The sequence below is a fragment of the Homoserinimonas sp. genome (assembly GCF_056262345.1).
Genome location: NZ_JBACFR010000068.1, coordinates 1 through 13,480 on the forward strand (window position 1 = coordinate 1; position 13,480 = coordinate 13,480).

The following is a 13,480-nucleotide window of genomic DNA, read 5'->3' on the forward strand; positions in this document are numbered from 1 at the left end:
ACGGTGAGCCAATCAGCAGGCTCCTTGCCGCGCATAAAAGCGGGAATGTGCTTGGTGTTGAACTCGGCGTCGCGGTGCACGCCCATCGTGTTCCATGTGGGCAGAAGCGGGCTCAGGATGCTCGTGCGCCGCAGGTCACGAAGCGCGGCCTGAATAGCCTCGGGAGAGGTGCCGTGCAACCAGATCATGAGATCGGAATCGGCGCGGATCGACGAGACATCGTAGAACCCACGAACCGTCACGCCGGCCTGCTGCACGCGATCGACGGTCGCGGCGAGTTCCGCAGAATCCGTCGACTCAACAGGGTTCGCGGGGTCCCGGCGAAGCACGGCCCACAGGGTGTATTCAGTCTCCCCAGCAACGGGCGTAACGATCGGTTCCGGCGGCGTGAAAGTCATGGATCAATCATCCCCCGCCGTTGCCTGGGAATGGAAATCCTCGATGACTTGCGCGCTGGCCGAGCGTGCCTGCGCGATGACGGCCGCCAGGCCGGTTCCGGCAACGGATTCGCCGATGGTTGTGATGCCGGCAGGGGCGGGCCGTTCATCGGGCACGACACCCGGCCATTCGATGCGGGCAAACCCCAGCACCTGCTCTGGTGTTATAGGCACTCCGAGCAGCCGCGCCGCATCGCCGCGTGCGGTTTCACGAAGGTCGGACGCCGGCGCATCGCGCAGTCGAGCCGCGCTATAGGACAGCCGCAACACATGGCGGTGGCCCTGGGCGTCTTGGGCGGATTCGGCGAGCCAGGCCCACTTGGCGGTCGCGTGCGTGAGGGCCTTCGCCGTGACAGATGTGGCGGCCCGAGCGACGAGTACGCCCGTGCCACGCGGTGCGGCATCCAGAGCCGCTGACCGCACCACGAGGGTCGCCAAGACGATGTCTTCGGGGGTCGCGACGGTCGCCGCTGGCGCGCGGCTAGTGAGGTGCGCATCGGGGGCGGCGAGGACCACGTGACGCGCGTCGATGCGCCGACCGTCAGAGAGAACTACCCCTTCATCGTCGATCGAGTCGACGGGAGTGGATAGCAGCACCGTTACGCCAAACCGCTCTAGTGCCGCCTCGAGTGCGGTGACGATGCGTGAGATTCCGCCTCGGATGCCCGCCACCTGTGTTCCTGCGGCAGAAGCCGATCGCATGGCGCGCACCGCAGCAGCGAGTGACTCCTCCTGCTTGAGCCCCGTTATTAGCCCGGGAGCGACCCTGTCGAGAGGCAGCTCGTCGGGATGGCGTGAGTGCACGCCCATCGTGACGGGGGCAACGAGTCGTTCGACGACGCGGGAACCCATGCGCTTGCGCACGAGCTCCCCTAGCGTCGTGGCGCGGGACCCGATTACGCCGGGCAACAGCGAATCGAGTTGGGCGCGCAGGGCCGCAGAGAATCCGACCACGTTAATCACATCGGCCGCGAGCGGAACCGAAGGGATTCCTAGCACCCCAGCCTTGGGCAGCGGTAGCGCTGTGGTGTCATCGCGCTGCAGCCACGCTCCTGCAGGATTGGGCGTCACGATGTCTTCGCCCAGCCCGAGCTTGGTGATGTAGGCCGCAACGCTCCCGCCGCGGGTGGCAAAGCTCTCGGCGCCCGAATCGAGGGTGAGCCCGGCGACCTGGTGCGAGCCGACCCGGCCGCCGAGACGACCCGTCGCTTCGACCAGTGTCACGCTGAGGCCCGCGAGGATCAGTTCCCTGGCGGCGACCAGACCGGCGACTCCGCCGCCAACCACAACGACGTCAACGGGCGGCGACGCATGCTCGGCGGCCGGAGCTGGTTCGGTCGCAGCGTCGGTGTCGTCTGGCGCATCGTCATCACGCATTCGCGCCCACCTGATGAGCGTCGTCTGCGGATGCCTCGTGCACAAACTCCACGAGCCTCGTCAGCACGGTGGGATCGGTTTCGGGGGGAACTCCGTGACCGAGATTCACAACATGCGAGGGGGCGGATGCTCCGCGGGCGAGTACATCGCGGACATGGGCCTCGAGAATCGGCCAGGGAGCCTCAAGCAGGGCCGGGTCGATGTTGCCCTGCACAGGAGTCGAGCCCCCCAGGCGACGGTTGGCCTCGTCGAGAGGGATTCTGTGATCGACACCGACAACATCCGCACCGACATCACGCATCGCGACGAGGAGCTCACCAGTTCCGACTCCGAAATGCACTTTCGGCACGTCGAGGTCAGCGATGTGGGAGAGCGCGCGACGGGAGTGCTGGGCGACGCGCTGCTCGTAGTCAGCAAGCGAGAGGGAGCCAGCCCACGAGTCGAAGAGCTGTGCAGCGCTCGCGCCCGCGAGCACCTGCGCTCGGAGGAATGCGCCCGTCACATCAGCAGTCCAGGTGAGCAGATCCGCCCACACCTGGGGCTCAGAGTGCATGAGGGCGCGGGTACGAAGCTGCTCTCGCGACGGACCACCCTCGACAAGGTACGAGGCCAGGGTAAAGGGAGCGCCGGCAAAGCCGATGAGCGGCGTCGATCCAAGCTCGGAGACCGTGAGGGCGACGGCCTCGGTAATCGGGGCGAGCGAGTCGGGGTCGAGGTCTGGCAGCGCGGCGACATCTGCCGCAGTGCGAACGGGGTGGTCCAGCACCGGACCGCGCCCGGCGACGATCTCGACGCCAACGCCGGCGAGACGCAGCGGGATCACGATGTCGCTAAAAAAGATCGCGGCGTCGACGCCGTGGCGACGCACGGGCTGCAGGGTGATTTCGCTGGCCAGGCCCGGCGTGAGACAGGCCTCAAGCATGTTGCCCCCGGCCCGCAACTCGCGGTATTCAGGGAGGGATCTCCCGGCCTGGCGCATGAACCAGACGGGAAGGGGTGCAGTGCGCTCCCCGCGGTAGTTACGGATGAGAGCGGAACCAGCGGTGCGGCCGTCGCTCAGGGGATGATCGGCAGAAAGGGTCACCCGGCAAGTCTGTCACTAAGGCGAGTACTATTGTTTTCGTGCTTCTCTGTCTCTCCGCCAACCACAAGAGTGCGAGTTTCGACGTCTTGGAAAAACTGTCGGCGGGCGGTTCAGGCATCGGTGAACGCATCGTTGCCGACAACGACAGCGTCAGCGGAGCTGTGGTGGTTGCCACCTGCAATCGGTTCGAGGCGTACCTCGATGTTGACGATGTAGCTATGGCCAATCTCCCTGAGACGGCGAGACACGTCGTCGACAGCATTGCTGAGTCGATGGAGATTCCTGTCGCGGTCCTTGAACGCTCCATCGAGTCATTCGGCGGCGACGACGTAGTTCAGCACCTCTTCGCCGTCTCGTCCGGTCTCAAGTCAGTCGTCATCGGCGAAGATGAAATCTCGGGTCAAGTGCGTCGGTCGCTCGTTGACGCTCGCACCCAGGGCATCGCAACATCCAGCCTTGAACGCCTTTTTCAGCGGGCGTCGACCACATCGCGCGGAGTCAAATCTCGCACCGCCATCGGTTATGCCGGGCGCTCGGTGGTCAAGCTTGCCCTTCAGCTGGCCTCAAGTCGAATCTCGGACTGGTCGGCGACTCCCGTACTTCTGATCGGAACGGGAGCCTACGCGGCAACAACGGTTGCTGCCCTTCGTGATCGCGGCGTTCGCGACATCACGGTCTTCTCTCCTTCGGGGCGAGCGGCCCGATTTGCAACGCGCCTCGGCCTCGTTGCCACTAACGAACTCTCCACGGCGCTGGCCGCCGCGACTGTTGTCGTCACGTGCACCAGCCAACCGACCCCGGTTGTCACGGCAGATCTGCTCACGGCCGGCAGCCGCCGCTTGATCGTTGACCTAGGTCTCCCCCGCAATGTTGACCCGGCCGTTGCAGAAATTCTCGGGGTCGAGCTTCTTGATCTGGAGACGATCCGCCTTCATGCGCCTCTCGAAGAGCTCACCGCCACAAGCGACGCCCACGAGATGGTGCTCGACGCTGCTGCGGAATTCAGGGCTTTGGAAGCCGAACGACGCGCCGCCCCCGCAATTTCAGCGCTGAGAGGCGCGGCATTTGAGATTCTCGAGAGAGAGATCGAGAGAACGCGGCGCCGAGGAACCTGGAGCGAGTCGGCCGAAGCCGATATGCGCCACCTCATCGGCGTGCTGCTCCACGTGCCGTCAGAGCGCGCCCGGGCCACGGCCAGGACGGGAGAAGCCGAGCAGGTGTTCCTCGCCGTTGAAACGCTCCTGGGGCCCATCGCAGATGCCCGGGCCGAGTCCGAGCTGTCGGCACTCGAAGACGACCTCCCCGCCTAAGAGAAGATCAGTCTCGCCTCACTCAGTGGGACGACGTTGCGATTTTGCGCAATAGATCGATGCGAGCCTGCAGCTGGGCAACACTAGCCTGGGGAACGGGTGGCCCCCCCACCATGCGGCGAAGCTCAGCGTGAATAGACGCGTGGGCTTCTCCCGTTCTGCGGGCGCGCATACCAACGAGCGTGTTGAGAAGCTTTCGCTGCTCCTTGAGTGTCCGATGCAGAGCCTGGGCCTCGTGCAGCTCGCCGCCCAGGGCCTCGGCAACGCGCTTGCGCCCCTCGGTACGGCGGGATTGCTTGGCCTGTCGCGCTTGGAGAAGCTCACGCACCTGATCGGGCTCGAGTAGTCCGGGCAGGCCGAGGAAATCGAGCTCTTCGAGGCTCCCGACTTCGGCGGCAAAGCCGAACTCGCCTCCGTCGTAGAGCACGCGATCGAACGACGCGTCAGAGGCGAGAGCTTTGAAATCGAAAAGGTCCGCATCCGCTGAGGCGGCCTCGGTGCGGTTGGCGTCCCCCAGGGCGTCGTCGTCGAGCAGGATCTCTTCGAGGCCCTCGCGATCTTCGCGGTCGAGCGCGTGGTCGCGTTCCAGTTCCATCGTCTGGGCGAGCGCCATCAGGGCGGGCACCGTTGGCAAAAAGATCGAGGCCGTCTCGCCTCGGCGACGCGTGCGCACGAAACGACCGATGGCCTGGGCAAAAAACAGTGGGGTCGACGCTGAGGTTGCATAGACGCCCACGCCGAGTCGCGGCACATCGACGCCCTCAGACACCATGCGCACCGCCACCATCCACCGTGACGTCCCGGCAGAGAACTGGGCGATACGGTCGTTCGCCTCTTTCTCGTCGGAGAGCACGACGGTGGGCTGCTCGCCCGTGATCTTGAGCAGGATGTCGGCATAGGCCCGTGCGGCAAAGTGGTCGGTGGCAATAACGAGGCCACCGGCGTCGGGAACGTGGTTGCGCACCTCGGTGAGGCGCCTATTGGCAGCGGTCAGAACCGACGGAATCCAGTCTCCCTCAGGGTTGAGCGCGGTCCGCCAGGCTCCGGCCGTGATGTCTTTGGTGTCGCCCGCGCCGAGATTTGCCTCCATCTCGTCACCAGATCGGGTGCGCCATCGCATCCTGCCGGCGTAGGACAAAAAGATAACGGGCCTTACGACACCGTCGGCCAGGGCACGGCCGTAGCCGTAGCTGTAGTCCGCTCGGGAGGTGCGGATGCCCTTCTCGTCGGGCAGATACTCCACGAAGGGGATGGGAGAGGTGTCCGAGCGGAACGGAGTACCCGTGAGCGACAGGCGGCGGGTCGCTGGTTCGAACGCTTCGCGGATAGCATCGCCCCAGCTCAGGGCATCTCCACCGTGGTGTACCTCGTCGAGGATCACGAGGGAGCGGCCGCTCTCGGTCATTGAACGGTGCAACGCGGCTCGAGTGGCTACCTGCGCATAGGTGACGACCACACCGTGATAGTGGCGCCCTGCACGGCCATCGGCGTTGCGAAAGTTCGGATCGATGCGGATGCCGACGCGATGAGCAGCATCGGCCCACTGGCTCTTGAGATGCTCCGTTGGGGCGACGATCGTGATGCGGTTGATCGTGCCGCTGGCGAGCAGCTCGGTGGCAATGCGGAGGGCGAAGGTTGTCTTGCCTGCGCCGGGGGTCGCGGCGGCGAGAAAGTCGCGAGGGGACTTGCTCAAATAGAGGTCGAGGGCCTCCTGCTGCCAGGCGCGAAGCTTGCTCGCTGTGCCTCGAACTGCGCGCTCAGGGAACGCGGGCGAGAGGTGCTCTGCCGCCGATGTGCCCACCTGTCGTGCGCCGCTGGGGCGGTCGGAGGGCGGCGTCATGTTCACTAGCTCAATGGTAGCCGCAGCGTCAGACGGTGCCAGCGACACGAACGCCGCCGCGCCCCGCATGAGCGGGTCGCGACGGCGTTTCGCAGTCTGCTGGGGCGGGCGTGTCGCCCTAAAAGGTCAGGCGCGTCGACCGCGCGTGACAAGTCCCCAGATCAACAGAACGACAATGGAACCGACGATGGCAACGAGCCACGTCTGAATCGACAAGAAGTTCTCCAGTCCGATTCCAAAGAGGGCGCTACCGATCCATCCGCCCAGGAGTGCTCCGACGACGCCGAGAATAAGGGTCATTCCCCATCCGCCGCCCTGGTTGCCTGGCAGGATCGCCTTCGCGATGGCGCCAGCGATGAGCCCTAGAACTATCCACGCGATGATTCCCATGATGAATTCACTCCCAATCTGGTGCCTTCTGTTTTTGGCACGCGGGTCATGGTTCCACTCTGGCAAGAACGAGACAAGCTGGAAATTTGCTGAGTTCGGGGGTATAGAGCGCTTTGCGCATGCGCAGCCTAGTGATGCAGCATGGGGAGATGACCCCTCAGCATCCGTGGACTCGATACGTCGCACTCGGCGACTCTTTTACCGAGGGAATAGGGGATCCGGAGCCCCGAAGCCCGGGAGGCAACCGGGGTTGGGCCGATCGAGTTGCCGAGACCCTGGCGCTCGGAACCGAGAACTTCTCCTATGCAAACCTTGCCATTCGGGGGCGTCTGCTTCAGCAGATCGTCGACGAGCAGGTCGAACCGGCACTCGAATTGAAGCCAGATCTCATCTCGCTCTCCGCCGGCGGCAACGACATCATCCGCCCCAACACCGACCCCGACGAGGTGGCGGCGCGGCTTGAGCTTGCCGTGGGACGCCTGCGCCGCGACGGGGCAGCGATCGTCCTGTTCACGGGACCAGACATTGGTATGACCCCTGTTATGAAGCGCATCAGGGGAAAGGTGGCCATCTTCAACGAGAACGTTCGCGCCGTTGCCCACCGGCACGACGCTGTTGTCGTCGACATGTGGGCACTCCGTGAGCTTCGGGACCCCCGCATGTGGGATGCTGACCGCCTGCACTTCTCCCCCGTCGGGCACCAGGCCATCGCGATGGCCATGCTTGATGCCCTCGGAGTGCCTCACGAATTGGAACCGTTCGCGGCTGAACCGCTCCCGGTACGGCCGTGGCGCACGGCGCGAGCAGATGACATCGTCTGGGCGCGTGAGTACTTTGTGCCCTGGGTGGTGCGGCGCATCCGCCACCAGTCATCCGGTGACGGCATAACAGCAAAGCGCCCCGGCTTCGACGCTTAGCGTCGATACTGGGGCGCTCAGAGCGCTGCGTACTAGCGGCCGAACTGCGCGGCAGCCGGGCAATCGAACGGGTCGCCGCCCGAGGCAAGCCCCACCTTGTTCAGGTACTCGATCACGATCTTGTACGACTGGATCAGCGTCGTCTCGGTGAAGGGAATGTTGTGCGTTGCACAGTATTCCTTGGCGATCTCGTTCGCCTTGCGGAGGGCGGGGCGAGGCATGTTCGGGAACAGGTGGTGCTCGATCTGGTAGTTGAGCCCGCCCATGAACGTGTCCATGAACCAGCCGCCCTTGATGTTGCGAGACGTGAGCACCTGGCGACGCAGAAAGTCGACCTTGCTGTCGTGGGGCAGAACTGGCATGCCCTTGTGGTTAGGGGCGAATGATGCACCCATGTACACGCCGAACACAGCCATCTGCACACCGATGAAGGCGAAAGCCATTCCGAGCGGCAAGAAGAGGAAGACGACCGTGAGGTATGCGGCCATGCGGGTCGTGAGCATGACGATCTCGACCCAGCGCTCCTGCACCTTGGCGCGACCGAAAACGGTCGTAAAGCCGTGGATGTGCAGGTTGATGCCCTCGAGCATGAGAGCGGGGAAGAACAGGTAGCCCTGGCGCTTGAGCAGCCAGGCGTAGAGGCCCTTGGTCTTTGCTGCGTCGGCCTCTTGGAAGACGATGAAGTCCGGCTCGATGTCGGGGTCTTTGCCCACGACGTTGGGGTTCGCGTGGTGGCGGGAGTGCTTGGTCATCCACCACTGGTAGCTGATTCCCACGAACGCGTTAGCGAGCGTGCGGCCAACCATGTCGTTGACCTTGCCGGAGGTAAAGATCTGGCGGTGCGAGGCTTCGTGGGCCAAGAATGCGTACTGCGTGAGGATGATGCCGAGCGCGGCGGCCATGAGCAGCTGGAACCAGCTGTCCCCCAGCAGGATGAAGCCGGTGATTACTCCGCCGAGAGCCAGGGTGATTCCGGCGAACATCGCGTAGTAGAAGCCTGTGCGGCGGCGGAGAAGGCCAGCATCGCGCACGGTGTTCAGAAGCGATGAGTATTCAGTCGTCGGGCTCTTGCGATCCCCACCGGGCCGAGTGCGGGTGAAGGTTACGACGGGCTGCGCTACGGACGATTCGTCCACTCTTTCCTCGATTCTGGTGACTTCCCAGTCGGTTGGAGATGAAGCGAATGCTGCAACGGATAGAGGAGACACTACGGCAGTCGACTGGACGAAACATCGTTAGCCACGCACTTCCGGCATATTCCCAGACTTATATATGCTATGTGAAGCATATAGCGGCCTATGAAAAGACCAGTGCCGGGTTTCCGAGACGCCACGCTGCCCCGGGATCCTCGAGATCGCCCTCAAGAACCAGGGGCACCTTGATCACCTGAGAGCCGACCGTGAAGGTGACCGTGCCAACGGAGGACGCGTCGTCGGCAGTGGTCACCGAATCAGCCTCGACGCTGAAGGAGATGGGAGTCCCCGCCCACACGACAGCTGTGGCGGTCGACGCTGCGACGGCCGTCGCGCTATCTCCCCACTCTGTGCCGTAGTGGGCGAACTCGTCCCCTTCTGTGGCGAGAGTTATCTCGGTGAACCCAGCCTGCACAGTGCGGACGAGCTCCATGATCTGCGGGTTCTGCACGGAGTGGAGTGAGCCGCCGAGCGCCACACCGATGATCGTGATTGTCGCGTCGCCCACCACGAAGTCGGAGGAGAAAAGCAGGCAGGCTCCGGCCTCGGGGAGGGTGCCGGTCTTGATGCCGTCAATGCCAAGGGAGCCGAGAATCTTGTTGGAGTTCTCGAGGAGGCCGGCCGTCGGCAGGGTTACTGCGGGGGTCGAGACGATTTCGGCGATCACGGGGTGAGAAAGCGCGATGCGGCCGAGCTCCACCAGGTCGGCAACCGTGCTCGTATTGCGCGGGTCTAGTCCCGTCGGTTCGGTCACCGTGGTCTCGTCCAGCCCGTTTTCGGTGAGCCACTCCCCTGCGGCGTCGACAAACGCTTTCTCTGAGCCGAAGGCCCAGATGGCAAGCGAGGTGGCGTAGTTAGCCGCAGACGGAATGAGGCTCGCCTGAAGGGTCTCGTACTGCGTCAGAACCAGACCGCTCCTCACCGGTTTTACGGTCGCCTGCATTGCCTGGTAACTGCCGTAGAGCGCGGCATCCTGCTTGGTGAACGTGATGTCCGGGCCACTCTGGCCGAGTTCAAGCGGGCGCGCATCGAGAATCGTCAAGGCGCCGACAACCTTGGTCAGGCTCGCCATGGGCAGCGCCTCGGTGGAACCCGCCGACGCGAGCATGCCCGGATATCCCAGAGCTGCGACGCCCACCGCCGTGCTCTGCGGCCAGGCAAGTTCCGCTGAGGGAACCACGGGAACATCCGTCTCGATCACGACTGCGGCCGTAGGCGACAGTGGTGCCAACAACGTCATGGGGAGGTATGCACCAGCGATGAGCAGAACCGCGGCACCCCCGAATACGGCCAGTCTGCGTCGTCGGTAGGTGTGGGATGTTACGGGCACACGGTCGATTCTAGGAGGCGGCGGGAGGCGAGGATGTGCGGCGCGGCCGCAGCTCCCACAGCGCTACCGCACTAGCTGCCGCCACGTTAAGGGAATCGACGCCTCGTGACATCGGAATTGTGACGACGGTGTCTGCGGCGGCGATCGCCGCCCGACTCAGGCCATCGCCCTCAGAGCCCATCACGATCGCAAGGCGCTCGGGAACGGCAGCCGAAAACTCGTCAAGCGGCACCGCACCGTCTTCGAGAGCGAGGGCGGCAATGTGGAACCCGCGAGCCGAGAGCATCTGTCGCGCCTCCGGCCACTCAGGCAGGCGGGTCCATGGCACCTGAAGCACAGCTCCCATGCTCACGCGAACGCTGCGGCGATAGAACGGGTCAGCGCACCGAGGTGTGATCAGCACCGCGTCGGCGCCCAGGCCGGCAACCGCCCGAAAGATGGCACCAACATTCGTGTGATCGGCGAGATCCTCAAGAACGACCACCCGGTGGGCGTCGGCGATCAACTCGTCGACGGGCACAAGCGCCGGTCGATGCATCGATGCGAGCGCTCCGCGATGCAGGCTGAACCCCGTGAGAGAGCTGAGCACGTCATCGTCGCCCACGAACACGGGAACATCGAACTGCTCGGCCAGGTGCTCAACCTCGGGCAGCCATTTCTCGAGCACCAGGAACGACCGGGGTCGATGGCCCGCCGCGATGGCCCTCTGGATCACCTTTGACGACTCGGCGATATAGAGCCCGCCAGCGGGTTCCGAAAGCCGCCTCAGCACGACATCGGTGAGCCGTGCGTAATCGTCGAGCCCCGGGGCAGTGAGGTCATTCACGCGAATTACGGGCATCGTTCGTCTCCTCCGCGCCCAGGATGCTGTGAAGGGCACCCGAGGAACATATCCGATACCCGCAACCGTTAAAGTGTGAGAAGGCTGCAGCGCACGGCGGCGGACCTGTTGAAACGCAAGGAGATCCCATGCCGGAGAACGTCGCGGTGACCACCGCATCCGGTGCTCCGACCCCTGAAGCCATGGATGCTTTCGTCTCGATCGTGCGCGGCGGCACACTGGCCGTGCTCACGGGCGCTGGTATGAGCACCGACTCCGGTATTCCTGACTACCGGGGCGAGGGTGCGCCTGCCCGCACTCCCATGACGTATTCGCAGTTTCTCGAAAGCGCTGAGTATCGCAAGCGGTATTGGGCGGGCAGCCATCTAGGGTGGCGGGCGTTTTCGGCGGCCCGGCCGAACGGTGGGCACCGTGCCTTGGCAACGCTTGAAGAACACGGAATCACCAACGGGGTCGTGACGCAGAACGTGGACGGGCTCCACGTTGCCGCCGGGTCCACCAAAGTTGTCGACCTGCATGGCTCGATGGATCGGGTTCGCTGCCTCGACTGTGGGCAGTACTTTGCTCGGTCTGCCGTCGCAGAGTCTCTTGAGGCTGCGAACCCCTGGCTCACGTCGGTGGACGCGGGTGCGCTGGGCCCTGACGGCGATGCAACGCCCCAGGCACTCCACGACTTTGTCGTCCCCACCTGCACTGTTTGCGGCGGCATGCTCAAGCCTGATGTGGTGTTCTTCGGCGAGTTCGTTCCGGTCGAGCGATTCGCCGAGGCCCGAGCGTTGGTCCGCTCCGCCGACGCCCTGCTCATCGCCGGCTCGTCTCTCGTAGTTAATTCCGGCATCAGGCTGCTGGAGGTCGCTCTCCGAGGCAAGTCCCCAGTTGTCATCGTCAATCGCGGGGTCACTAAAGGCGATACGAGGGCAACCCTCAAAATCGATGCGGGCACGACCGACACCCTCGAAGAGCTCACCAGACGGCTGGTGTCATGACCTCCCTCTACCTCATTCGGCATGGCGAAACCGACTGGAATAAGGCCCGTCGCATCCAGGGCCGATCCGACATCCCTCTCAACGAAACAGGGCGTCGCCAAGCACTTCGTGCCGCCGCGCAGCTTGCGGGGCACCAGTGGGACCACATTGTCGCAAGCCCCCTGAGCCGTGCGCGAGAGACGGCCCAGATCATCGCTCACGAACTCGGACTGGCTAAGCCGATCGTGATTCCCGAGCTTGTGGAGCGCAACTACGGGCAAGCCGAGGGCCTGACCCGCACCGAGCTCGACGCTCGCTTTCCCGAAGAGGCCGCTGTTCCGGGCAGAGAGTCTCGGTTCGAGGTTGTCGGTCGTGCGATCCCCGCGCTGATTGCTCTGGGCGAGGAGTTCAGCGACGGCAGCGTTCTCGCCGTGACCCACGGTGGGCTCATCCGCTCAGTCCTCATGGCGCTGCAGCCCGAGGGCGGTCTGCATCATACCGAGCCGATAACCAACGGCTCCATTCACACGTTGCGCTACGACGACGGCGGATTGACCCTCGTCGGCTTCGACGATGTGTCGTTCGCTGGTCGTAAAAAGTCAGATATTAGGCGCCAGAATGCGGTCGAGCGTCGCGAGGAGTCGCCGTAGACCTGCCGGTGGTGGGATTCTCTGCGGTAGAGGCGCCCGTGACGGGAACATCCGCCAACGGAGCGATGTCTTCCGTGAGGCTTCGAGCGAGTTCATAGAGTCGCCGTGCCGATTCCTGCCAACTGAAGTGTGCCGCGTGGGCGACTCCGAGTTCGGATCGCTTGATCCACTCCCCCGGCTCTTCGAGCTTCAGAATTGCGGCGGCCAACGCCGAGGGGTCATCTGGATCGAAAAACAGGGCAGCGTTTCCGCCGACCTCGTGAAACACCGGGATGTCACTGACCACAATGGGGGTTCCCGCTGCCTGAGCCTCCACGAGAGGGATTCCGAACCCCTCGTCGCGCGAGGCGGAAACGAGGGCGGTCGCCGAGCTCAGTGCTGCGATGTACTCAGCGTCGCTGACGCCGCCGTGAAAAACGAGGGAGTCGGTTGGGGCGATGCTCGTGAGTCGCGCGCGATCATTGTCGCTTCCCCTGCTCAAGAGGTGCAGCGTGTACCCGGGGAGTTCGTGCAGGGCGCGCGCTATCGTTTCCACATTCTTATACGGCATGAACGAGCCCATGTAGACGAGTTCCCGACCGGTGGGCTGCTTGCGGCGGGGCGGCTCCGCTGGCGGGCGAACGGCGCTGCGCACGACCGTGAGATCCCGGTCGGTGAGTTTTGCCTCATAGATCTCGTCACGCGTGGTGAAGGAACCGGTGACCACTGCATCCGCCCGGCGAAGCAGCATCCGGATGGGCAGATAGCTCAGGTGGTAGACCCGCCATCCGGCGCGCACTGCCCAGGAGAAGTCGCGGGGCGGTGTGGGGCTGCGGTAGTAGATCAGGTCGTGCAAGGTGAGGATGAGGGGATACTTGCGGCCGACCGAACCCATGGTCTGCATCGGGCTGAAGACAACGTCTGGCCTGACCTTGTTGACCGTGAGGGAGACCCACGGCTCGCGAAGGCTCGTTGGCGTGACTCCCATAATCCACGGCAAGTCTGGCAGCATCGCGAGCTGGCGCCGGTCGCTGATGAGCATCGTCACATCGGCGAGCTTGGCAAGCTCGGTTACGAGTTCTGCCGTGTAACGACTGATTCCGTCATGACGCTCGAACCGCGTATAACGGCAATCGAAGACAAGCTTCACGGGTTAGGAATCGCCGA

13 protein-coding genes are annotated in these 13,480 nt (G+C 64.1%); 4 read left to right on the top strand and 9 right to left on the bottom strand.

Going from position 1 to position 13,480, the window contains the following annotated elements; translation table 11 throughout:
* From AC062T_RS03480 to hemE, 3 genes are all read right to left on the bottom strand, one after another.
* Positions 1–398, bottom strand: a 398-nt coding sequence (locus tag AC062T_RS03480; RefSeq protein ID WP_476027425.1) for a chlorite dismutase family protein, incomplete at its 3' end; no start/stop codon positions are given.
* A 3-nt stretch (positions 399–401) separates the two neighbouring features.
* The gene (locus tag AC062T_RS03485; RefSeq protein ID WP_476027427.1) at positions 402–1,814 is read right to left on the bottom strand and encodes a protoporphyrinogen/coproporphyrinogen oxidase; all 1,413 of its coding nucleotides are present in this window, start codon (positions 1,812–1,814) and stop codon (positions 402–404) included.
* Positions 1,807–2,898 (bottom strand): uroporphyrinogen decarboxylase, encoded by a 1,092-nt coding sequence (gene hemE / locus AC062T_RS03490; protein ID WP_476027429.1) that lies wholly within the window; start codon positions 2,896–2,898, stop codon positions 1,807–1,809. The genes AC062T_RS03485 and hemE overlap by 8 nt, the downstream gene beginning before the upstream one ends.
* A 38-nt stretch (positions 2,899–2,936) precedes the next feature.
* Here hemE and AC062T_RS03495 point away from each other — a divergent pair, with 38 nt between their 5' ends.
* Complete coding sequence (locus tag AC062T_RS03495) at positions 2,937–4,208, top strand: glutamyl-tRNA reductase (protein ID WP_476027431.1); 1,272 nt, start codon at positions 2,937–2,939, stop codon at positions 4,206–4,208.
* 22 nt (positions 4,209–4,230) lie between these two features.
* Here the strand turns inward: AC062T_RS03495 and AC062T_RS03500 are convergent, their stop codons facing one another.
* Both AC062T_RS03500 and AC062T_RS03505 read right to left on the bottom strand, forming a co-directional pair.
* Complete coding sequence (locus AC062T_RS03500; protein ID WP_476027449.1) at positions 4,231–6,048, bottom strand: DEAD/DEAH box helicase; 1,818 nt, start codon at positions 6,046–6,048, stop codon at positions 4,231–4,233.
* A 126-nt stretch (positions 6,049–6,174) separates the two neighbouring features.
* Positions 6,175–6,438, bottom strand: a complete 264-nt coding sequence (locus tag AC062T_RS03505) for a GlsB/YeaQ/YmgE family stress response membrane protein (RefSeq protein ID WP_476027432.1) — start codon at positions 6,436–6,438, stop codon at positions 6,175–6,177.
* 149 nt (positions 6,439–6,587) lie between these two features.
* On the opposite strand from AC062T_RS03505, the gene AC062T_RS03510 reads away from it, so the two are divergent.
* Entirely contained in the window at positions 6,588–7,355 is a 768-nt protein-coding gene (locus AC062T_RS03510) for an SGNH/GDSL hydrolase family protein (RefSeq protein ID WP_476027434.1), read from the top strand.
* Between the two features lie 32 nt (positions 7,356–7,387).
* Here AC062T_RS03510 and AC062T_RS03515 read toward each other — a convergent pair whose 3' ends face one another.
* The 3 genes from AC062T_RS03515 to AC062T_RS03525 form a co-directional block, all read right to left on the bottom strand.
* A complete protein-coding gene (locus AC062T_RS03515; protein WP_476027436.1) occupies positions 7,388–8,491 on the bottom strand; it encodes a fatty acid desaturase family protein in 1,104 nt (367 codons plus the stop codon).
* A gap of 160 nt (positions 8,492–8,651) precedes the next feature.
* The gene (locus AC062T_RS03520) at positions 8,652–9,878 is read right to left on the bottom strand and encodes a D-alanyl-D-alanine carboxypeptidase family protein (RefSeq protein WP_476027438.1); all 1,227 of its coding nucleotides are present in this window, start codon (positions 9,876–9,878) and stop codon (positions 8,652–8,654) included.
* 10 nt (positions 9,879–9,888) lie between these two features.
* On the bottom strand, positions 9,889–10,719 hold the full coding sequence (locus AC062T_RS03525; RefSeq protein ID WP_476027441.1) for a TrmH family RNA methyltransferase: 831 nt from the start codon (positions 10,717–10,719) through the stop codon (positions 9,889–9,891).
* A 128-nt stretch (positions 10,720–10,847) separates the two neighbouring features.
* Between AC062T_RS03525 and AC062T_RS03530 the strand changes: the two genes are divergently transcribed.
* Both AC062T_RS03530 and AC062T_RS03535 read left to right on the top strand, forming a co-directional pair.
* Positions 10,848–11,705, top strand: coding sequence for an NAD-dependent protein deacetylase (locus tag AC062T_RS03530; protein ID WP_476027443.1), 858 nt, complete (start codon positions 10,848–10,850; stop codon positions 11,703–11,705).
* Positions 11,702–12,334 (top strand): histidine phosphatase family protein, encoded by a 633-nt coding sequence (locus tag AC062T_RS03535; RefSeq protein ID WP_476027445.1) that lies wholly within the window; start codon positions 11,702–11,704, stop codon positions 12,332–12,334. Before AC062T_RS03530 ends, AC062T_RS03535 begins: the two co-directional genes overlap by 4 nt.
* On the opposite strand, the gene AC062T_RS03540 is transcribed toward AC062T_RS03535, so the two are convergent.
* Positions 12,291–13,463: a glycosyltransferase family 4 protein gene (locus tag AC062T_RS03540; RefSeq protein WP_476027447.1), complete on the bottom strand. Its 1,173-nt coding sequence runs from the start codon at positions 13,461–13,463 to the stop codon at positions 12,291–12,293. The two genes, AC062T_RS03535 and AC062T_RS03540, sit on opposite strands and share 44 nt — an antisense overlap.
* Positions 13,464–13,480: the final 17 nt, after the last annotated feature.

Excerpts from the sequence above, each read along its gene's own strand:
- AC062T_RS03485 (WP_476027427.1), bottom strand. The coding sequence starts at position 1,814 with ATGCGTGATGACGATGCGCCAGACGACACCGACGCTGCGACCGAACCA.
- AC062T_RS03500 (WP_476027449.1), bottom strand. The coding sequence starts at position 6,048 with ATGACGCCGCCCTCCGACCGCCCCAGCGGCGCACGACAGGTGGGCACA.
- AC062T_RS03505 (WP_476027432.1), bottom strand. The coding sequence starts at position 6,438 with ATGGGAATCATCGCGTGGATAGTTCTAGGGCTCATCGCTGGCGCCATC.
- AC062T_RS03510 (WP_476027434.1), top strand. The coding sequence starts at position 6,588 with ATGACCCCTCAGCATCCGTGGACTCGATACGTCGCACTCGGCGACTCT.
- AC062T_RS03525 (WP_476027441.1), bottom strand. The coding sequence starts at position 10,719 with ATGCCCGTAATTCGCGTGAATGACCTCACTGCCCCGGGGCTCGACGAT.
- AC062T_RS03530 (WP_476027443.1), top strand. The coding sequence starts at position 10,848 with ATGCCGGAGAACGTCGCGGTGACCACCGCATCCGGTGCTCCGACCCCT.
- AC062T_RS03535 (WP_476027445.1), top strand. The coding sequence starts at position 11,702 with ATGACCTCCCTCTACCTCATTCGGCATGGCGAAACCGACTGGAATAAG.